General features: G+C 62.4%; 18 protein-coding genes and 1 tRNA gene. 8 read left to right on the top strand and 11 right to left on the bottom strand.

Annotated elements, in window-relative coordinates; translation table 11 throughout:
- Positions 1-122: 122 nt before the first annotated feature.
- Positions 123-800 carry a hypothetical protein gene (locus tag K1X71_09215; GenBank protein ID MBX7073314.1) on the bottom strand — a complete coding sequence of 226 codons (678 nt, stop codon included), beginning with the start codon at positions 798-800 and terminating at the stop codon, positions 123-125.
- Positions 801-840: 40 nt separating this feature from the next.
- Positions 841-1,914, bottom strand: a complete 1,074-nt coding sequence (locus K1X71_09210; GenBank protein MBX7073313.1) for a hypothetical protein — start codon at positions 1,912-1,914, stop codon at positions 841-843.
- Between the two features lie 549 nt (positions 1,915-2,463).
- Here K1X71_09210 and K1X71_09205 point away from each other — a divergent pair.
- The 6 genes from K1X71_09205 (at position 2,464) to moaA (ending at position 8,490) form a co-directional block, all read left to right on the top strand.
- Complete coding sequence (locus K1X71_09205; protein ID MBX7073312.1) at positions 2,464-3,216, top strand: hypothetical protein; 753 nt, start codon at positions 2,464-2,466, stop codon at positions 3,214-3,216.
- Positions 3,217-3,223: 7 nt separating this feature from the next.
- Positions 3,224-3,712: a hypothetical protein gene (locus K1X71_09200; protein ID MBX7073311.1), complete on the top strand. Its 489-nt coding sequence runs from the start codon at positions 3,224-3,226 to the stop codon at positions 3,710-3,712.
- Between the two features lie 42 nt (positions 3,713-3,754).
- On the top strand, positions 3,755-6,703 hold the full coding sequence (locus K1X71_09195; GenBank protein ID MBX7073310.1) for an anaerobic glycerol-3-phosphate dehydrogenase subunit C: 2,949 nt from the start codon (positions 3,755-3,757) through the stop codon (positions 6,701-6,703).
- Positions 6,704-6,714: 11 nt separating this feature from the next.
- The gene (locus K1X71_09190; protein MBX7073309.1) at positions 6,715-6,960 is read left to right on the top strand and encodes a MoaD/ThiS family protein; all 246 of its coding nucleotides are present in this window, start codon (positions 6,715-6,717) and stop codon (positions 6,958-6,960) included.
- Between the two features lie 73 nt (positions 6,961-7,033).
- Positions 7,034-7,477: a molybdenum cofactor biosynthesis protein MoaE gene (locus K1X71_09185; protein MBX7073308.1), complete on the top strand. Its 444-nt coding sequence runs from the start codon at positions 7,034-7,036 to the stop codon at positions 7,475-7,477.
- Positions 7,474-8,490, top strand: coding sequence for a GTP 3',8-cyclase MoaA (gene moaA, locus K1X71_09180; protein MBX7073307.1), 1,017 nt, complete (start codon positions 7,474-7,476; stop codon positions 8,488-8,490). Before K1X71_09185 ends, moaA begins: the two co-directional genes overlap by 4 nt.
- Positions 8,491-8,527: 37 nt before the next feature.
- Here moaA and K1X71_09175 read toward each other — a convergent pair whose 3' ends face one another.
- A complete protein-coding gene (locus tag K1X71_09175) occupies positions 8,528-10,630 on the bottom strand; it encodes a tetratricopeptide repeat protein (GenBank protein MBX7073306.1) in 2,103 nt (700 codons plus the stop codon).
- Between the two features lie 306 nt (positions 10,631-10,936).
- On the opposite strand from K1X71_09175, the gene K1X71_09170 reads away from it, so the two are divergent.
- Positions 10,937-11,020, top strand: a tRNA-Leu gene (locus K1X71_09170).
- 122 nt (positions 11,021-11,142) lie between these two features.
- Here K1X71_09170 and K1X71_09165 read toward each other — a convergent pair.
- The 6 genes from K1X71_09165 to K1X71_09140 form a co-directional block, all read right to left on the bottom strand.
- Positions 11,143-11,607, bottom strand: coding sequence for a hypothetical protein (locus K1X71_09165; protein MBX7073305.1), 465 nt, complete (start codon positions 11,605-11,607; stop codon positions 11,143-11,145).
- A 527-nt stretch (positions 11,608-12,134) separates the two neighbouring features.
- The gene (locus K1X71_09160) at positions 12,135-12,308 is read right to left on the bottom strand and encodes a DUF1328 domain-containing protein (GenBank protein MBX7073304.1); all 174 of its coding nucleotides are present in this window, start codon (positions 12,306-12,308) and stop codon (positions 12,135-12,137) included.
- A 239-nt stretch (positions 12,309-12,547) separates the two neighbouring features.
- Complete coding sequence (tsaD, locus tag K1X71_09155) at positions 12,548-13,567, bottom strand: tRNA (adenosine(37)-N6)-threonylcarbamoyltransferase complex transferase subunit TsaD (GenBank protein ID MBX7073303.1); 1,020 nt, start codon at positions 13,565-13,567, stop codon at positions 12,548-12,550.
- A gap of 25 nt (positions 13,568-13,592) precedes the next feature.
- Complete coding sequence (locus K1X71_09150; GenBank protein MBX7073302.1) at positions 13,593-15,179, bottom strand: PDZ domain-containing protein; 1,587 nt, start codon at positions 15,177-15,179, stop codon at positions 13,593-13,595.
- A gap of 248 nt (positions 15,180-15,427) precedes the next feature.
- Positions 15,428-16,072 carry a methyltransferase domain-containing protein gene (locus tag K1X71_09145; GenBank protein MBX7073301.1) on the bottom strand — a complete coding sequence of 215 codons (645 nt, stop codon included), beginning with the start codon at positions 16,070-16,072 and terminating at the stop codon, positions 15,428-15,430.
- A 185-nt stretch (positions 16,073-16,257) separates the two neighbouring features.
- The gene (locus K1X71_09140) at positions 16,258-16,704 is read right to left on the bottom strand and encodes a hypothetical protein (protein MBX7073300.1); all 447 of its coding nucleotides are present in this window, start codon (positions 16,702-16,704) and stop codon (positions 16,258-16,260) included.
- A 464-nt stretch (positions 16,705-17,168) separates the two neighbouring features.
- Between K1X71_09140 and K1X71_09135 the strand changes: the two genes are divergently transcribed.
- Complete coding sequence (locus K1X71_09135; GenBank protein MBX7073299.1) at positions 17,169-17,384, top strand: DUF1588 domain-containing protein; 216 nt, start codon at positions 17,169-17,171, stop codon at positions 17,382-17,384.
- A gap of 1,240 nt (positions 17,385-18,624) precedes the next feature.
- Here K1X71_09135 and K1X71_09130 read toward each other — a convergent pair.
- Positions 18,625-19,635: a DUF1207 domain-containing protein gene (locus tag K1X71_09130; protein ID MBX7073298.1), complete on the bottom strand. Its 1,011-nt coding sequence runs from the start codon at positions 19,633-19,635 to the stop codon at positions 18,625-18,627.
- A 137-nt stretch (positions 19,636-19,772) separates the two neighbouring features.
- Complete coding sequence (locus K1X71_09125; GenBank protein MBX7073297.1) at positions 19,773-20,519, bottom strand: electron transfer flavoprotein subunit beta/FixA family protein; 747 nt, start codon at positions 20,517-20,519, stop codon at positions 19,773-19,775.
- Positions 20,520-20,537 lie beyond the last annotated feature (18 nt).

Here is a 20,537-nt window from a genome sequence, read left to right as displayed (position 1 = left end):
ATTGCTCATCCGTGACTTCGACATCGTGTCGCTTGGCCATCAAAAGTCTCCTTTCGAAGGCACGTCCTAACCCAACTCCTTACACAGTGGAAGGTTAGTTTACGACGGTTTTGAAACGAGCTCTAATGACACCGTGGGTCGCTTGGATCAGGGACAAATCCGACCCCTGACACATAAATATAACACGGCTGGGTTGGAACACCGGTAGACACATCGCACGGAGGATTCGGTGCAGGCTGGCCCCATCGGGCACAGCTAAACCACACTCCACATTGCACGCACCTATTGAACTGAGCACTACCGCGCGGAAACAGGAAGCCACATGACTTTCGATAGGCGGCGGTCTCGTATCGCACACAGTTCGGCAAGTTGCCAGGTGGCTCGCCACCAATACGACAAAAATCGCGAGCGTGTTGTAGTTCGTGAAGAATGGTCTGCTGCAGGTTGGCGTTCGACATCCGGCAATCAAGGCAAATACTAATGACGATCTCCCTGCCGACCCTTCCGGCGCTTGTCGTCGCGGGAAAGTTGCTTGGGCATCCTTCCTTGCACTCAATGTTAACTTGGCATGACCGCCGCCCTGTCCGAATCCTTCCGCCGGGAAGATGATCTCGTCGCGCCTCGTCAGCAGCAGTATTGCAGCAGCTACAAATTTTAGGGGCCATTCCGGTCGGATCAGTCGCGTTAATCGGATTGTTGTCAGCATATCCGTACACGTTGCGCATCATCGTCAACTGGTCGCCATACCAATTGTTGTCAAACAGAAGAGTCGGGTCGCGCGTGAGCGGGTCGGGGCTCAAGAAACGTCCGAGTGGTGGGGAGTACATGGCTTCAGTCCTTTCACCAAGGGCTCGTTTTGCACATTGGACAAGGGCAACCCGGCATGTGACCGGGTGTCCGGCGTGCAGGTAGCCGTGACTGTCGGCACTGGGTACATTGGCAAACGTCGGGGTGGGGCGGGCCGTTGGCACGAAACGGATCATTGACCAAACGGCGTTGCTGCTGCTCTATGACCATCCGCTCCATCTCAAGCGATTGCCGTTCTGCCTGTAACGCTTGAAATCCCTCTTGAAGCTCACGTCGCATGAGCTTGACAACTTGCGAGCTATAGCGAAGGTCATCCGGCAAGAGTTTGCTTGCCCACTCAAATGCTTGTACGGCCTCACGAGTTCGGCCGTTATCTTCCAGGCACGACCCACGGGTGAAAAGAAAGGCCGCAAGTTCTTCGGCTGGTGAGAGGGATTTGAGATACCAGCCGCCAGCCTTGTCGCTTGGACGCCACTCTTTCGGCCACGACAAATAGTAGTCATCGGGATAGAAACTGATTCCGTGGCCAGCGCCTTCCACGTTGAACCGCTCAACCACGTTGAAGCGGCTCCCCTCCCATCGGAAGAACAAGTGACCGGGAGCTTCGACCAGTGAGAGCGGATAACCCAGCCGTCGCCCCACCGCGACATACAATACGGGCATCGAAGCGCACGTTCCGCCCGGCCCGTCCGTCATCCCGTGAATGAAAAGGTCGCGAGAATCGCTGAAATCGGGATTGATGCAAAGCGGGTTCTGAAAGTCGGAGTCAGTGACTCGGGCAGGGTTGTATCTGACGCCTAGAACCTCTTGCAGAGTTTTCAAGAGGTAGTTGCAACAGAAATAGCCGGGCGAATTGTTGTAGACAGCGGGAGTGCGCACGAGCCCGTCAAGGTTGTTTCGCGTTTGAAAATCGACTTGGCGAGCTGCTTCATCAAGCCAAGCAAGTTGCTTGACGATGTCCAGGCCTTCGGCGCCCGGGAGGCCGCAAGCACACATCAGATTGAGTGCGCCCACATCCAGCTTGCTGAGAAAGTCGTCTGGCGATTCGCAGACTTCGGCGAGAGCGGGAAATCCGCTTACTGCCAGTGCCGTGCTGTCGTCAGCCATCGGTCGGCCCTCCTGTCGGTGGTCGTCATTCTCCGGTTTTCGACGTCTAGATGCAAACAAACTCTTAGATTTAGGGTGGATCGTGCGTCTGGGGCAGCCCGCGAAGACTGCGGATTTATGAAGTTAGAATGCTGAGCGGTCCTTACCAACGGGACAGTCGAATGGACGGGCACTAATGTTGCTCAAACTCTTGACTCTCGCCGCTACCTGCCGAGAATCGTAACACGGACGACCAGTGGCGAATTAGTGTGGCAGGTCGGCTACCAAGTGACCGCCGCCGCGATAGCGGTGATGGTCGACGACGGCAGGGTTTCACTCGCTGGCCAAATTTCAGCGGCAGCACCCGTTCACACCGGGGGCTGTCGCTGTTGACTGCTTAAGACGCAGAATCGCTGCCTGCCCAAATATTCCGGCTTGGGTTAGTTTTTCGCGGGCTTGTTGGGCAAAGCTGGCGAGGCCCATGACATACTCGCGGCGGGCTCGCTAGAATGGGCACTTCGTGCCAAAGCTGTTTGGCGTCTCATGGCCAACGTCGTCTTTTGATGTGCCGTGTCGATCCTCCTGCAATTCATCTACCGCCTCAGCTTTGGCTTGGCCTTGGCCATGGGGCTCACGTCGGGACGCTTGGTTCCTAGTGGCTATTTTCGCGTCCATCTTTACGTCCTGTTAGGGATGAACGCGCTCGCCGCGATCGTCACCTGGCAACAGCCAGAACTTGGCCCCGTTTGGCTGCCAATCGCCATCTCGTTCGTCAGCTATGTGGGCTCCGCTTTGTGGCTGTACGAAGCCAGCCGCGCGGGGCGCATCGCCCTGTTGCTGGTCGCGCTCTTGTCGGTGGTGGCCGCCTGGCAAGAGGCAGGCATCGGCTGGCCCACCGATGCGGCCGGCCTGTTGCGCGCCCTCGACTCTCCGACGAGCGGCTTGGTGCTTGGCGCCACCATGGCGGCCATGCTGCTGGGGCATTGGTATCTCAATACCCCCACCATGCGGCTTGATCCCCTCAAAAAATTGGTTGGGCTGATCTTGTTGGCCGTCGCGCTGCGCGTGGCCGTGGTCGGTCTGGGTCTGACCCTGGACCTCACTTCGGAAAAGTCCTGGTCGACCGATACCGTCTGGTTTCTGCTGCTTCGCTGGTTGGCGGGCATCGTCGGCACCATCGCCGTCGCGATCATGGCCGGGCAAACGCTCAAGATCCCCAACACGCAAAGCGCGACCGGCATCCTCTATGTCGGCGTTATCGTCACCTTCATTGGCGAGCTTACCAGCCAACTCCTATCTCGGCAGACCCTCTTCCCATTATGATGGAATCATGAACGTCGCATTTGCCTGTCCAAAGTGCGAACATTCGGTGGCCGCCGAATTCACGCCCGAATCGCGCCAAGTGGAGTGCCCTCACTGCCATGTGGGCCTGCCGGTTCCGCCAGATTCCTTTCAGGCAGGTCTTTTGCAACGGTGCCTGGTTTGCCCCAGTCACGAGCTTTTCATCCGTAAGGATTTTCCACAAGAGCTTGGTGTGGGGATCGTGGTCGCCGGTTTTATCGCCAGCAGTGTGGCTTGGTTCTTCTATTTGCCAATCCTCACCTTCGCCATCTTGTTCCTCACGGCGCTGGTCGATGTCGTGCTCTATATGCTGGTGGGCGGCGTCCTGGTTTGTTACCGCTGCAACGCCCATTATCGCGGCGTTTCCGCGAGCGATGAGCATGGCAACTTCAATCTCGAAACGCACGAACGCCACCGTCAGCAAGCCGCCCGCCTCGCCGAGTATCGCCAGCCAGAGGTGACCTCCGTTTCGAGTTGATCTCCCCAAGCCGCGCCAGCGGCCGTCGACAAGCGACATCTGATGGACGAACAGCGCGCTCGCATTCAAGACGACCTGCGGGGGCTGCTCGCCGGCGATGTGCGTGCTGACGACGTCTTTCTCCAGCTCTACGCCACCGACGCCAGTCTCTATCAAATCCGCCCGCTGGCCGTCGTCATGCCCCGCTCGGCCGACGATGTCATCGCCGCCGTCAAATACGCCGCCGCCCAGCAAATCCCCCTACATGCCCGCGGCGCCGGCACTGGCTTGGCCGGCGAGTCGCTCGGCCCGGGCCTGGTGCTCGACTTCTCCAAGCACATGCGCAAGATCATCCGCGTCGAAGAAGACTCGGTCCGCGTGCAGCCCGGCGTGGTGCTGGAAAGACTCAACTCACAACTCCAGCGCGACGGGCGTCTCTTCGGTCCCGATCCCGCCACCATCCAAACCACCACCATGGGCAGCGTGGTCGCCATCGACGCCGCCGGCAGCCATTGGCTGCGTTATGGATCGGCGCGACGCCATGTCCGCAGCCTGCAAGTCGTGCTGGCCGATGGCACGCTGCTCGAACTTGGCAACGAGCCCCTTCCGGCGGTCGTTGATCCCGCGTTTCCTCAAAAGCATGCGCTAATCGAGCAACTCCGGCTGCTCTTGTGGCGCGAGAGCGAACTGATTCACGCCCGCCAGCCCGATAGCCGCCTCAACCGTTCGGGCTACGCCTTGGCCGAGGCCTTGCAGCCCGATTCGATCGATGTCGCCAAGTTGCTCACCGGGTCCGAGGGCACGCTGGCGCTGATTACCGAGATGACCCTCGCCACCGTGCCACGTCCTCGCTATCGCGGCGTGGCGCTGCTCTTTTTCGATCGTCTGGAAAGCGCCTCGCGGGCCGTGTTGGAAATACTGCCGTTCCAGCCCAGCGCTTGCGACCTGATGGATCGTCGCCACCTCAGTTTAGCGCGCGAGAACGAGCCCCGCTTCGACCGACTGATCCCGACCGACGCCGAAGCCCTGCTGCTCGTCGAGCAGCAAGGCGACGACGCCGCCCAGGTGCGCGACAACTTGCGCCGCGTCGTCGATCATGTTCGTACCTCCAAACACCTCGCCTTCGAGGCGCGCCAAGCGCTCGACATGGCCGAAGTCGATCTCTTTTGGCGACTCGCGCAACAGGTGACGCCCACCTTGCATCGCATGCGCGGTTCCATCCGCGCGGTGCCGTTTATCGAAGACATCGCGGTGCCCCCCGAGTCGCTCCCCACGTTCCTCATCGACATGCAAAACGTCCTCAAACGCCATCACGTCACCGCTGCCCTGTTTGGGCATGCGGGGCACGGGCAATTGCATGTGCGCCCGTTCCTCGATCTGCAAGAGGCCGACGGCGTCTTGCGCATGCAGCGCTTGGCTGGCGATCTCTACGAACTGGTCTTCTCGGTGGGCGGCACCATCAGCGGCGAACATGGCGACGGCCTCAGCCGCACCCCGTTTGTCCAGCGCCAGTTCGGCCCGCTCTACGACGTGTTCAAGCAGGTCAAGCAGATCTTCGATCCTCACAATCTCCTCAATCCCGGCAAGGTCATCGGCGACGACCCCGACCTGATGACCAAGAACCTGCGGCCGCCCATCACCTCCCCCGCCCTCTCGCCGCCAGAGGGCGAAACCGTCGATCCGCAGCGCCCCGCGTACGAACTGCAACTGCATTGGCCCGGCACGCTCTTGGAAGACACCGTGGCCAGTTGCAATGGCTGCGGCGCCTGTCGCTCGCAGGCGCCAAATCTGCGCATGTGCCCAATCTTTCGCGCCGCGCCGGCCGAGGCGGCCTCGCCGCGCGCCAAGGCCAATCTCATGCGCGGACTGCTCACCGGCGATCTCGCGGCCGACGCCGCCACCGGCGACGACTTCAAAGAAATCGCCGATCTCTGCGTCCATTGCCATCAGTGCCATTCCGAGTGCCCGGCCGGCGTCGATATCCCGCGCTTGATGCTCGAAGCCAAGGCCGCCCACGTCGCCAGCCACGGACTGAACTTTTCGGAGTGGGTCTTGGCCCACGTCGATCTGGTCAGCCGCATTGGCAGCGCGCTGGCGCCGTTGGCCAATCCGCTTTTAAACAGCCGCCGCGCTCGCTGGTTGGGCGAAAAGCTCTTTGGCGTGGCGCAAGGGCGCAAGTTGCCGCGCTTCGCCGGACGCAGTTTTATGTATCGCGCGCGCCGCCGCAAACTCACCCGGCCCACGCGCCGCTCTGGTCCCAAGGTGCTCTACTTCGTCGACACCTTCGCCAACTATCACGATCCCCAATTGGGCGATGCCCTCGTCGCCGTGCTCGAGCACAACGCCGTGGCCGTGTATGTCCATCCCGAACAGCGCGCCAGCGGCATGCCGCTCATCGCGGTGGGCGCGGTCGAAGCGGCCAGAAAAATCGCTCGTCACAACGTCCGCCTGCTCGCCGACGCCATCCGGCAGGGTTATCACATTATCGCCACCGAGCCCTCGGCCGCGCTCTGCCTGGCCTGCGAATACGCCAATCTGCTCGACGACGAAGACGCCTTGCTGGTTGCGCAAAACTCCAGCGAGGCCTGCGCCTATCTGTGGCGCATGCACCGCTCTGGCAAGTTGGCGCTCGACTTCTCCCCCCTCAGCATGACGCTCGGTTATCACCTCCCCTGTCACGAAAAGGCGCTGCAGGTCGGCAACCCTGGCGAGAATCTCTTGCGGCTCATCCCCGGACTGCGCGTGGCCAGCCTCGACAAAGGTTGCTCCGGCATGGCTGGCGTCTACGGCCTGCAGCGCGCCAACTATCGCACCAGCCTGCGCGCGGGACTCGACCTGATGAACAGCCTGCGACAAGGCGGCCTGCAAGCGGGCTCCACCGAATGTAGCGCCTGCAAGTTGCAAATGGAGCAGGCGGTCGATAAGCCCACGATGCACCCACTGAAAATAATGGCTTACGCCTACGGATTGATGCCTCAACTATCGGGAGTGCTGGCCCAGCGCGGCCGCTAACCAGTCGCCCTATGATCGTCCACGTCAAACTCTTTGCCGTCGCTCGTCAATTGGCCGGCAGCGACCTATTGCCGTTGGAGGTTCCCGCCGCCGCCACGGTGGCCGATGTGCGCGCCGCGCTCGCACAGGCCGTCCCCCCCTTGGCCAGCCTGCTCGGCAACATGTTCATCGCCGTAAACGCCGATTACGCCCGCGACGACTGTCCCGTTGGCCCCGACAGCGATATTGCCTGTATTCCGCCAGTGAGCGGCGGCTGATTTTCCCCCATACCGCCCGTGGGAATGGCGCGTAGTATTTGAGACAATAGCTATCGAGGTGGATCGCGACACCATGATTGAACTGACGACCGAAACCATCGACTGTCAACGCGCGTTGCGGCTGGTCGAATCCAACCTGGCGGGCGCCGTGGTGTTGTTTCTCGGCGTCGTCCGCGAGATGACCGCCGGACGCCGCACCGCGTCGCTCGACTACGAGTGCTATCCCGATATGGCGCGGCAAAAACTGGCCGAGCTAGAGGCCGAGGCGCGCCGTCGTTGGCCCATCATTGAGTGCGCGCTCATTCACCGCTTGGGGCATCTGGAACTCACCGACGCCAGCGTAGCGGTGGCGGTCAGCACCGCGCATCGGCAAGACGCCTTCGAAGCCGCCAAGTGGCTGATTGACGAGCTCAAGCAGGTCGTGCCCATTTGGAAGCGCGAAATCTGGGCCGATGGCGGCGCCGAGTGGGTGCATCCCGGTTTGCCTTCCCTGCCGGAGGACGCAGGTCAGTCATGAGCAACAACGGTGGCGATAACCAATCGCGTCTGGTCGACAGCTTCGGTCGCGTGCACACCGACCTGCGCATCAGTGTGACCGACCGCTGCAATATTCGCTGCTTCTATTGCATGCCCGCCGAGAACGTGCGATTTCGGCCGCGCGACGAAATTCTCAGCTTGGAGGAAATGGCGCGCTTCGCCCGCGTCGTCGCGCGCCTTGGCGTGCGCACCATTCGCCTGACCGGCGGCGAGCCCTTGGTCCGCAAGAATATCGCGCAGTTGGTGCGCCTCTTGACCGCCATCCCCGGCATCGAGGAAGTCGCCCTCACCACCAACGGTTTGCTGCTGGAAGAGCAGGCGCAAGAACTCAAACAAGCCGGGCTAGGCCGCCTCAACGTCAGTCTCGACACCCTCGATCCGGCCCGCTTTCGGCTCATCTCGCGCCGCGATGGTTTCGAGCGCGTCTTGGCCGGGCTGTTCGCAGCCCAGCGGGTCGGCTTCCAGCGCATCAAGCTCAACACGGTCGCCATTCGCGGCATCACCGAGCCAGATATCGTCCCGCTGGGGCGCTTCGCGCGCGAGCACGGCATGGAAGTGCGCTTCATCGAGTTCATGCCGCTCGACGCCGACGCCGCCTGGCAAAACGACCGCGTCATCCCCGGCGACGAGATTTTGGCCCGCTTGACCGACGGCATCGGCCCCTTGGAGCCGCTGCCGGTGATCGATCCCAGCCAGCCGGCGACCGACTACCGCTTTGCCGACGGCCTGGGCCGCATCGGGTTCATTAACCCGGTCACGCAGCCCTTTTGTCAGGCCTGCGATCGCCTGCGCATCACGGCCGAGGGGCAAGTGCGCAACTGCCTGTTCTCCACCGTTGAATGGGACGCGCGCGCGCTACTGCGTGGCGACGCCACCGATGAAGAAATCGCCCAATTGGTCAGCGATTGCGTGGCCGCCAAGCGCCGCGGACATGGCATCAACTCCGACGAGTTCGTCAAACCCGATCGCGCCATGTTTCAAATCGGCGGCTAACCCGCCCGGCGCCACTGCTTCGCGCCCGCACACGCTATTAGCCGGCCCCGTTCGCGGGCGGCGCCTCCGCCCCCGCGCCACGCGACTGCTTCAATAGCCCCAGCGCGCGCCGCGCCGGTTCGTACGCCGGATCGATCGCCAGCGCCGCCTCAAAGTGTTCGCGCGCCTTGGCCAGTTGACCCACCTGCCCGTACGACATCGCCAGTTGATGCTGCGCCTCCGCCACCCGCGGGGCGAGCGCGACACTGCGAGCCAATGAGCGAATCGCCTCCTCGTGCCGATTCAATCCCATCTGCGCCGCCCCTAACAGTTGCCAGGCCAACGCGCTGTTCGGTTCCAGCGCCAGCGCGTGCTCGGCATGCGCCGCCACCTCCGGCCAGCCGCTGGTGCGTAGCGCCGTCTTGGCCAATTCCAGCCGCGCTGCCACATCGTCCGGGTGCGCGGCCACCGCCAACCGTAGCAGTTCCAGCCCCTGATTCGGTTGCCCATGACTGGCCAGCAGCAAGGCCCGCGTCGCCAGCGGCGTGGCGTTGGGCATGTCGTGCGGCAGCGGCAGCCAAAACTGCTGCAAGTAGTAGTCGTCGAGATCCTTCGCGTTCCCCGCCAATGCCGACAAGTCGCGCCGAAAAACCACCAACGGCGAACGCTGCTGGTCGTCATAATAAACCGTGTCGCCGGGACCAGCATCCGGGATCGTCAAGTGCGCGAACCCCCGAAAGATGTTGTCGACCGCCACAAAGATCAACTGCGCCGGATGGTCGGCGAACAGGTTGGCCACGTTTCGGCCCCCTTCCACCCGAAACACATTCGCCGCGTAGAACGGAACCGGCTTGGTCACATAACCCAACCGCGGGTAGCGTAAGTAATAAGTGAACGGATGCAGCGCCACGATCGCGCCGTCGTTCTGCTGCGCTTCCAAAGCGCGCGTGCCGGCGATCGTCGCCAGATGATCGGCGTAATACTCGTGCGATCGTTCCAAACTGGCCGCGTTGCGCGGCCAGCGGCCGGCGGCCGGAAACAATCTTCCGTGCAGGTTGGCGATGTTCAGCGCGATGAGCGCCACCAGCGCCGTGGTGGCCAGCCAGTGCGGCATATAGCGGAAGAGCGCGATCGCCAACATCGCTAGCACCAAGGGAGCCATCAGCGTGAAGTAGCGAGAAATCGGAAACTGCACATACAGCGCCACCGCCAGCAAATTGCCCACAATCACCAGCCAGGCCAGCGGCGCGAACGGGTCGAGTCGGCTAATGGCGTCACCAGTGCCCCGCGTACGCAGCATGCGAAACGCGCCCACCACCAAGATCGCCAGCCAGCCCAGCGAGGCTACCAAGGTCAGCCCCATCACATCCGGGCAAACTCCCAACACGTCGCTGAACCGCACCAACTCAAACGGCATCTCGTCGGCGCGCGTCAGCCGATCGCCGATGCTGCTCCACCGAAACAACCAAAATTGTCCTGCCAGCGCCGCGACGGCCGCCGCCAGCGCGCCCCATTGCCAGCGCGTCGCCACCCGTCGGCGCAGCAGTCCCATCGCGATCTCGTAGCCCAACAGCGCGCACACCGCGATGGTCACTATGATGCCGGTCGATTTCATGGCAAACGCCGCGATGGTCGCCAGCGCGGCGGCCAATCCCTGTCCGCGCAGCGCCAGCCACATCGCCAACAGTCCAAAGGCCGACATCGGCAAATCGAGCCCCAGCATTTCGGTCTGCACGCTCCACAGCGGAGTCACGGACAGCGCCAGGCAAACTAGCGCCGCGGCCAACCAGCCGATCCGCGGCGCCAATAGCGCCAACAGAAGCGTCAATACCAGCGCCGCGCAGGCCAGCGTGAACAAATGGGAGACCAATAGCACTGTCGTCGTCGTGCTGGCCCGCTCCATCAACAGCGCCACCAGCGTCGGCAGCGCGCTAATCATGTACGATCGGGTGCCCCCTTCGTTGGCGGTCGCTTCCTCGTAGCGCAACCGCTGATAATCGTAACCCGTCTCCACCAAGAAGTTCGCCTCGGTGAATAGCCCCATGGCGAAGTCGCAATACGGCGGCGACGTCAGCGTCTTGGCGTGCGCGGCGACCAGCGCCAGCCAAATCGCCACATACGCCCCCAGCCAACGCGACCAACCCCGCACATCGACGTGCATGGCCCTCGTGGGCGGCGCCGCAGCCTTTGGGGCGCGTGACGGCGCGCTTCCCTTGGCGGCAATCGTCGCTCCGCCGCCGACCGATGTGAGTTTCGCTTTTGAACGCTTCGCTTTGGCCAACGGCGTCCCTCGGAGAGGACAGCGACACGCGGATTGAATAGCCACGGAGACGAAAGTTCGCGCCATTGCCCTGCATCAAGCGGCGCCGATCGCTTCGTTCTCTCCGAGTATCGCAGCGAGGCCGGTCTGCTTCAACGTTAGCCGCTTGATCGACTGCCGCCGCGCGACTATAAATCCTTATCTGTCGCCGAAGTGGCGGAATTGGCAGACGCGCCAGATTCAGGTTCTGGTGCCCGCAAGGGCGTGGAGGTTCAAGTCCTCTCTTCGGCATTGCCCGGCAGGTTCGCGCTGAACAAATCAGTCCCCGCGATCGACCTGCCCCAAAAAACTAAGGGCTTGCGAGATCCCTATCGCAAGCCCTTTCTCATAGAACCGCACAGAGACTGCGCGCTTTAGGCCGAAGGCGCCGGTGCAGGCGCGGCTGCCTCGGGAGCAGGGGCCGGCGGCGGGGCTGAACTGTCGCCAGCCGGAGCCGGAGCGGGCGCCGCGCCAGCATCGCATGGCGAACCCGCGCCACACGGCGAGGCCGATCCGCAGCCGTTGCCACAACCGCTGCTGTAGCTGCCGCAGCCATTGCCACAACCGGTGTTGCAACCAGTGTCACAGCCCGTGTTGCAGCCAGTGTTGCAACCGTTGCTGTAGCTGCCGCAGGCATCGGCGCAGGTGTTCACCGCGCCGCAACAGCCATAGCTGCGGTGTCGCGCGCCGCAGCAGCGATGCGCTCGGTGTCCGCCACCCCAGCAGCCTCCGCCGCAGCGATGGCGACGGCCAGCTTCGGCCTGGTCCACCGGCCCCATCAAGCTCAAGCACACCGCCGTCAAAACGGCGCCGATGCCGAGTGCGAGTCCTCGACTCATCAGAAGGTCCTCCATATCAAGAAACAAAACAACAAACCCTCCGCGCGGTTCATCGTCGAGTCCGCTTGTCATCAAGCGTTCACGATCTCGCCGCCGTTGGGATGCAACACATAGCCAGTCATGTACGACGAATCGTTCGATGCCAAAAACTCATTGGCCGGCGCGCTCCGCCGTGCTGCCCCGCGCTGCACGTCGTCAAATCACAAAAAAGAAAAGGCGGCTGCATGATCCACCGCAATGGTGGACGTAAACAGCACGGCGCAATCGGCCCCTGCTTCCGCATAAGCTATCGTTGCCAAGCGACCAATTCCACCATTCTTCCCGGGTGAAAATCGCTACTTGGGTTCCAGAACTTACCACTTCATTGCGATCTTGTGCGTTGGCTCGACCCGCTTCTCATGCGCTCGGTTGTGTTCCCGCTTTGGACAAGTGCTCATACCGTTATGCACCCCGTAAATCGCACGGCGGAGACGACAATCGCTTGTCGTCTCCGCCGTGCCCCCTCGTCAAATTGGTCGTCCGCTAATTCACGACAACGGGCGTCGTCCCATGCCGCCGGTGATCAGGCTGATCACGAACAACACCAGAAATACAAAGAACAGAACCTTGGCGATCCCCGCCGCTGCGGCGTAAACCCCTGTAAAGCCAAACACCGCCGCGACCAACGCCACGATCAAAAAGACAACCGACCAGTAAAGCATGGCTGTTCTCCTCAACTTGCTCGAGCTGTATTGCTCCCGTGCGTGACTGAAAAGCACTTGCCGTGCCAGAAACATCAAAGCGACCGAACCCCAACCGCGCCCGGATGACTTGTCGCTCGCCGGCGGCCGCGAATAAACGGTCACTGGCCGCATCAGGCGCCGAACGCGAAGAAATGTGGTGTCGTTTCGGCCAAGGTGAACCGGCAAAGAGCAAACGCCGGCCCGGTCGCCGCAGTCTGTTAGCGCGCGATCCGCAAGGTGGGATACACATCCAAGTCGAGCGACTCGAACAGCCCGGCCCGATAGCGCTCCACCGCCAGCGCCCCCATCACCGCGTTGTCGGTGGTCAGTTCCAGCGGGGCGATGGCCAGTTCAAACCCGTCCCGCGCCGCCGCTTCTGCCAGCCGTTCGCGCAATCGCGCGTTGGCGGCCACACCTCCCCCCACGCACAGCCGACCTAGGCCAGTCGCCGCGAGCGCCTGTCGACATTTGCCCACCAGCACATCGACCACCGCCTCCTGAAAACTAGCGGCCAGATCGGCCACCTCTTCCGCGCCTGGCGCGCGCTCGGCCAGCGTCCCTTGTGGCCAGATCGCGTAACGCACCGCGGTCTTCAGTCCGCTAAAGCTGAAGTCCAGCCGCTCCGTGTCCTTCAGAAACGTGCGCGGAAGGAGATAGGCCTTGGCGTTGCCTTGCCGTGCCGCTTCTTGAATCGCGGGCCCTCCCGGATATGGCAGGCCGAGCAAGCTCCCCACCTTGTCGAACGCCTCGCCCGCCGCGTCGTCGATCGTCGCCCCCAACAGTTCAAACTCGAGCGCGCTGTGCGCGCGATACAGACTGGTGTGACCGCCGCTCACCACTAGGCCCACGCTCGGAAAAACGCTGCTCGCCCGCCCGATCTGACAAGCGAACAAATGCGCTTCAATGTGATTCACCGCCAACAGCGGTTTGCCCAGCGCCACGCACAGCGTCTTGGCGGTCGCCAGTCCCACCAGCAGCGAACCGGCCAGTCCCGGTGTGTTGGCCACCGCCACCGCGTCCAGGTCCGCAAGTCGCACGCCCGCGGCGCAGAGCGCCTCGTCGATCACCGGCAACATGCGCTCCAGATGCGCTCGCGAGGCGATCTCTGGCACTACGCCGCCAAATCGCTCGTGCAGCGCGTTTTGCGACGCCACCACGGCGCCCAAAACTTCCAGCCGCTCATTCACAATCGCGGCGGCCGTTTCGTCGCAGGTGGTTTCCAGTGTCAGTAGCAGCATGACGCTCGTCGCGAATCGGCCCAGACTATGGCTTCTTCGCCAACTCGCCCTGCACATACTCCAGCGCCTTGGCCAGTTGGCGATCGGCGAAGTCTTTCTCCGCTTCCTCTGTCGCCGGCTTTGGCTCCGCGGGCTTGTCCGCTGGCGGATCTTGCGTCGGCTTCGACTCCGCCGACTCCGGCTTGGCGTCGTTCTCAGCCGGCTTCGAATCTGCCGGCTTCACTTCGGCGGGCACGGCCACCGGCGCATTGGTTTCTGGCGCACCGTCCGTTGGCGCATCGGCTACCGGTGGCGTGGCATCGGTGGCGGTCGCCACCTCTAGGGCCGGCTTCGGCTGCGCGCGGCGGCGCACAATATCCTTCTGGCGGCGGTGTTCCACCAACTCGCGCAGTTCTTGATCGCCGAGCTTGAGCGCGTATCCCTCGTCCGGCGTCACCCCCCATTCATCTTCCTCGCTGGCGTCGGGAAAGCGATGAATGTTCTTGCCGCTGGGCCGCTTGTAACTGGCCGTGGTCAACTTGAGCGCGCTGCGGCCCCCCTCCAACTCCACTACGTTCTGCACGCTTCCCTTGCCCCAGGTGCGCTCCCCAATCACCACCGCCCGGTGATGATCCTGCAGGCACGCCGCCACAATCTCGCTGGAACTGGCGCTGTATCGATTCACCAGCACCGCCATCGGAAAGCCGCCGAACGTCTCCTCCGCGTGCGCCTCCCAGGCGCGCGGCTGCGTGTTGCGACCCTCGGTGCTGACAATCCGCCCTTCGGTCACGAACAAATCGCTCACGTCAATCGCCGAGGTCAACAGACCACCCGGGTTGAAACGCAGGTCGAGCACCAGGCCGCGCAGGCCCGCTTTCTTCAATTCTTCCAAGGCGTGTTTCAACTCGTCCGCCGTGTCGCGGCTGAACGCCGTCAAGCGGATGTAGCCAATCTTCCGCTCGTCATCCAGCATGAAGTCCCACAAGTCGTTCGCCTGGCGATCGTCTCCCAGCACCGTTTCCAAATGAACGAGCTCGCGCTTGACCGTCACCTCGCGCGGTTCGGCGTCGTTGGGGCCCACCACCCGAATCGTCACCGGCGCGCCAATCTCCCCCTTGAGCAACTTCACCACGTCTTCAATGTTCAGCCCCTCGGTCGTTTTGCCTTCCACGCCGACAATCCGGTCCCCCGCCTGTAGCCCCGCCTTGTACGCGGGGCTCCCCACCACCGGGCTCAAGATCTTAATCACCCCCTGATCGCTCGTGATCTGAATGCCGATGCCGCCAAACTCGTTCTCCACGCTGGTCCGAAACCGCGTGATGTCGTCCGGCGCGATGTAGTTCGAATACGGATCGAGCTTGCGCAGCACCCCCTCAACCGCCGCTTCGATCAATTCGCGCCGCGACAACTTCTTGACGTAGTTGCGCTCCACCTGATCCAGCGTGTCGACCAGCACCGACAGCAGTTCGTAGTACTCTTGCCGCTCCTTGGCGTCCAACTTGGTCGGCGGCGCCTCCGCTTCACTGTCGGCTGTCTCGGGCGGGGCGCTCTCTTCCGCGTCGACCGCCGGCGCCGACAAGCCGGCCCCCAGGCCGCAGCACACGACAGCCAGCCAAAACCATCGCTTCGACATCGACACGCCTCCCAGGTCGCTTCTCGACGGCCGCCAGTTCGGTCCGCGGCATCGCGCAAAACACCAGCCAAAACAGCGCAAGACAATACGGCGCTTTGACTTTTGCAAGTATAGAAACCGCCGCCAGCCGCGGCAATGTTACCGCATCGCCCCCGGCATGACGCTTTATCGGCGGTTGAACGCGCCAGCAGCCTGCTCAAGTATTCAACAGGCCGCTAGATATCAGGCCGGCAGGCCGGCCAATTCGCCTAGCAGAATGGACGCACGTGATGCACCCAGGCGGGCGGAATGTTCGCCACCACCATCTCGCGGGCAATTTCGTGCCGGGTGAGCCATAGCCGCATCAATCTTGAGACGTCGCGCAGCCGCTCCCGTTCTGGCGGCTTGCTCAACAGCGCCTTGGCGGGCCGCACCGCCGCGTATTCAAAAAACGAGATCACCCCCCCCGGTTTCAACAGGCGCTCATAGGCGCCGAGGATGCGGTCCACGTCGTCCGGCTCAAAATTGTTGAGCGGCAATCCCGACACAATCACGTCGTAGCTGTGATCGGTGTCTAGCTCTTCCACCTTATTGTGCAGCACGCGGCAGCGCGTGGCGGCGGCGCGAAAAAGCGGATGCGCGTGAAACCGATGCCGCAGACGATCGACAAACGCCTGATTCCACTCCACCAGATCGAGCCGATCTTGCGACCCCAGCGATTCCAAAATCGCCCGCGTGACGGCGCCGGTGCCCGGCCCCGCCTCCAAGATGCGCTTGGGGGGACCGCTGGGGGTGATGAACCGCGTCAGCGCGGCCGACAGCCGACGACCGCTGGGCAGCACCGCCCCGGTCGTGCGAAAATTCCGCCGAAACTCGCGGAAGAACGTCCGTTGATCGTTTAATAGTACAGCCATCTCAAGCGCAATCTATACAACGGCCAACGGTTTGAGAAGCAGCCGACAAGGGGGGCAGCCCCTTCGGCTCCGGGCATTTCGCCAAAATCCGACAAATCTTGCCGATTTTGACGGGCGTAATCGCCCCGACGCGGCCGCGCCGCTCCCCATCAGACCGGCACCTGTGCTTCATCGCCCGGACGCCGCTAGTCGTCGAGGCTAATCCGTTTCCCAGACTTGTCCCAGGCCGCCTGTAGACCCTCACGTGATATATCGCTACCAGCCACTCGCAGAACGCGGATGCTCTTGTGGGCAAAGATTGCCCCCAAAGACGCGTCGGTAATCTTCGTGTTGGCAACGTCGAGAAACTCGACGTAGTTCAACTGCAAAATGGCCTCCAGATCATGGTCTGTAGTTCGAGTGTTTTCCAACCAAACGCTTGTGATATGCCAATCATCTTTGCCTACGGCGCGGTAGGCGCCCCCTAGCCGCCTGATCGCATCGGCGACGCTCCGCTCTGATGGATGAACGCGCAATCGCTCCGTTTCCAAGATCGACAACCCGCCTAACGTCATCACCAGCGCGACAGCGAGAATTGCCACAGCGGCGCACAGACGCGCCAGCGTGATCTTCGAGGTTTGCGTAAGGGGCAACTTGCGTCCCTTTGAATCCGTCGCTTACCTCGTATTGTAAGGCGGCGCTCGGTGGAAGGGTGTGAAGCAGCACGCCGCGCCCATAGTAGCCCCCCCGCCGCGCCGCGTGGAGGGCGGGGCGACTCGTCGAGCGGTTTGTGGAAGAATGCAATCATGCGCGGCTGCATTCCGCCTTGGGTTACGTCACTCCGGCCGATCGGCTCGCCGGGCGTCACCAAGTGATCTTCGACCAGCGCGAGCGGAAGCTCAACGACGCCCGAGAACGCCGGGCAACGCGCAGGCGAGCGGATGTTCGCGGCTCGGAACACAGACAAGAGGGTAGAGGGGACTCGTCTCCTTCAACTCAGCACAATCCACGGCGATAGCCGCTCCACTGCTACAAAAAACGTAACCCAGTCAAACTTTCAAACCGCAAACGCGCGCAAGCCGAAATTCCAGTTCATGCTGAACCAAGACACGTCCTCGTGGTGAAGCTGGTTCCTGAAACCCTTATTCGTGCGAGTCCCGCCCCTCCGCCGGCGCACGTGCGGAAGCGCCGGGAATGTAAAGATCAGCCAATCCCGAGCGAGTCTCGATCCTCCGGTCACACTCAAAACACCACATGTCCCAGTTGCCATCGATATAATTTCGGTTGGCAGGCAGTGGACAGGCTTGGGTATAGAGATACCACCGGCCGTTAAACTGGTAAAAGGCCGGTGTTGCAACATGAAAGATAGTTTCGTCGCTGTAGATTCCAGGCCACTGTGTCTGCAGCACGGTGTCTGCTTCCAATTGCTCCCAGCCTTCCTCTGGCCTACGGCTCACCGCAAGCACCGGGCGCCAGCGTTCGCCGCGATTTGGTCCGCATTCAATTGAGAGCACATAGGTGTCCGCCACCTTGAATATCTGGTGCCACTCGTAATACGCGTCTGGAACTGAGTCGAACAGATGTCCCATTCCGCGTAAATCCTGGAAGTTATAGTGCCGGCGCCACGTCTTCCCATCGGTTGAGGTGGCAAAACGAATTCCCGGCAGTACGCCATTTTTGCCGCGGTAGGAGTAGTACATATACCATCGCCATTGTTTGGTGGAGTCACTTTCACGCAGGACCGCTGCCTGCGAGACCATGGTCTCATGGAACGGCTCCGCAGGTTCTGGAGCCAACACGGGGGCAGAACCGTGGCGTTGGATCGTCGCAGGAGTAATTTTGGAGTAGCCGTCTTCGCCTGCCGGACAGATCGCCAAGCCTATGCGGTTGTGCGCGTCCACGATATCCGTACCGGAATAGTAAACGTAGTAAGCGTTTTCTTCCGCGACATAAAGCACGCAGTCTAGCCGGACGCTTTGAGAGTCCCAGCCACTGTCTGCGGGAACGAAGACCGGGTTAGCCGAATCCTGATGCCACGTGAACGGGTCACTCCTGAGCGCCCAGGCCTTTCCGACATAACATGTGCTGCGATCAGATGCAGGCACACCCGAATAGAACATGATTAGCCGGCTTGGATCTTTAGGATTCTCCAAGATGCAGGGCTCTTGTACCTGCTGCGACTGCCAAGTTGCTGCGGTTCTATCGACGATTCGCTCGCCTTTGACCCTTGTGTCGTTTTGAGCTTTGGCGATGGTTGTTAGCGATAGAACTACTACCAAACTCAGTACTGAAAATCGACCTGCATTTCTCATCGCGAAAACATTCCGAGTGTCGATGGCACTCATCTGCATGGGCCTCGGCTGCGATCGTCCCGTAGTTTCGGATACCGGCGGGTTGGCCAGCATCAAATTCCTGTGCCACGGACACTGAAGGTCGGGGTTAGGAAACTCCGCTGTACCGCTGGAGTACAGGCTGAGGCGTAGCCGCAGCAGAAGCAGCATGCCGCGCCCATTGTAGCCCCCACCGCCGCGCCGCGACGAACGAAAACCACTGCCCGCCGCTTCAACAGCCAACTAAAAGTCGTACCACAGCCCAAGGCCGGTCAACTGCTCGGAGTCGTTGAGAAACGAGAATTGCACCGTCTTGCCGTTGAAATAGTTCACCCCAAACCGCAGTAGGTGCCCAGGGCCGTAGCCCCGCCACTGCCAGCCCGCTTGCGCGGAGATGCTCCCTCCCCAGTTCACTTCCTGCCGCACATAGCCATGCACCGCCAGGAACGGCGAGCCGCGAAAACCTGTCGGTTCCAACTGGCTGCAATCCACCCCAAACTGAAAGATCCACGGCCGCGCTCCCCCATCGCGGTGAAACGCGTAGTCCGCTTCGGCGAATAGCCGCAGCGGCGGGCGGACGCGATACGCCACCCCCAGCGCGATCTCGTCGCGCACGTAGTTGATTCGCGGGTAGCCCGGGTTCTTGAGCAGAAACTCGTCCCCCAGGTGCGAGCTGATGTGATAGTAGCCCGTCTTCAGCTCCCATGGACCGTAACCAAAGGTCAACGGAAAGCCGCCGCGAAAGTCGGCCCCGCGCAGGTCCCATTCGTTGCGCGGGTCCAGTCGCGGAAACGCCGCTCCCTCCACATCAAGCTGAAATCCGCCGGGGCGCGGCCCATCGGCGCTGCCGTAACGCAACAGCCCCGCGTGCCCCCCCAGCGTGAAATCGGCGAAGCGGTTCGTGCCGCCGCTCACTTGCCAGTTGTAGATGGCCGACAGGCGCGGCTCGCGCGGCCCGGCCAGATAGTTGCGATAGATCAGCCCCGTCGGCACGACCTGCCAGGTCCACGCCGGCGCGTAATTGTCTGGGTAGTCTCCCGCGCAAAAGGTGCGGTCCGAGTAGTTCAAATCCAGATACTGCTCCGGCGCCGGCGCGGCGGCCGGTTGCGGCGGCGCGGCGATCTGCTCGCCAACCGAGCCGTATTGCGCGTCGATCAGCACCGGTTCGCCCAGCGACGCCGTTTGCGCAATCGCGGCGCGCGTCGGCGACAAACCGACAATCAGCAGCAATAAGCTGGCCGCGCAGCGACTCAATCGCCCGCTCCCGGAACTAGGGTTTCCCTACTCGGCGCGCGCGCCGCGGCGCGCGATCGGGGCGATACTCTAGCGGCGGCGCGCATGCCCTTCCAGGCGAGTTCTGCTGGCGCCGCTAGCGTTGTGCCGCAACGCGGCTAGATCAGCCCCTTCGCCATCAACTTCTGCGCCAGCTCTTCGGCCGAGGCCACCATCTCCCCCTTCTGCCGCGCCGGCAACGCGCGATACGCCGCCACGCGCGAGCCAGTGGCCGGCAGGTCGGCCACTTCCGCCAGCGGGATGATGTCTTGCGGCTTCTTCTTCGCCTTCAAGATGCCCGGCAGCGAGGCGTAGCGCGGCTCGTTCAAGCGCAGATCGGTGGTGATCACCGCCGGCAGGTCGACCGACACAATCTCCAGACCGCCATCCACCTCGCAGGTGACCTTGGCGCTCTTGCCGTCGGCCGCCACCTCAATCTGCGAGGCGAACGAGGCGTGCGGCCAATCTAATAGCTCCGCCAGCATCAGCGGCACCTGCCCGTTTTCGGCGTCGATCGCCAGTTTGCCCATCAACACCAGATCGGGGGCCTCCTTGCGCACGGCATGCGCGAGCGCATGGGCCGTTTGCAAGGCGTCCAGCGGGTCGGCGGCGTCCACGCGAATCGCCCGGTCGGCGCCCATGGCCAGCGCCGTTTGCAATTGTTCCGACAGCGCGGCCGGTCCCACCGTCAGCGCCACCACTTCCCCTGGGTGCTTCTCGCGCAGCCGCAGCGCTTCTTCCACCGCCAACTCGTCGAACGGATTCACCTCGTACTGCACCTGGTCGAGCACCAAGGCGCCGTCGCCGGTCAATCGCATCTTCGTGTCGCGCTGCGGGGTCCGCTTCACCGTGGCAATGAATTTCATCGTCGGTACTTCCTCCGT

This window comes from Pirellulales bacterium, from assembly GCA_019694455.1.
GTDB lineage: Bacteria > Planctomycetota > Planctomycetia > Pirellulales > JAEUIK01 > JAIBBY01.
The sequence above is the reverse complement of the archived record's forward strand: the minus strand, read 5'-3'. Positions and strand labels throughout refer to the sequence as shown.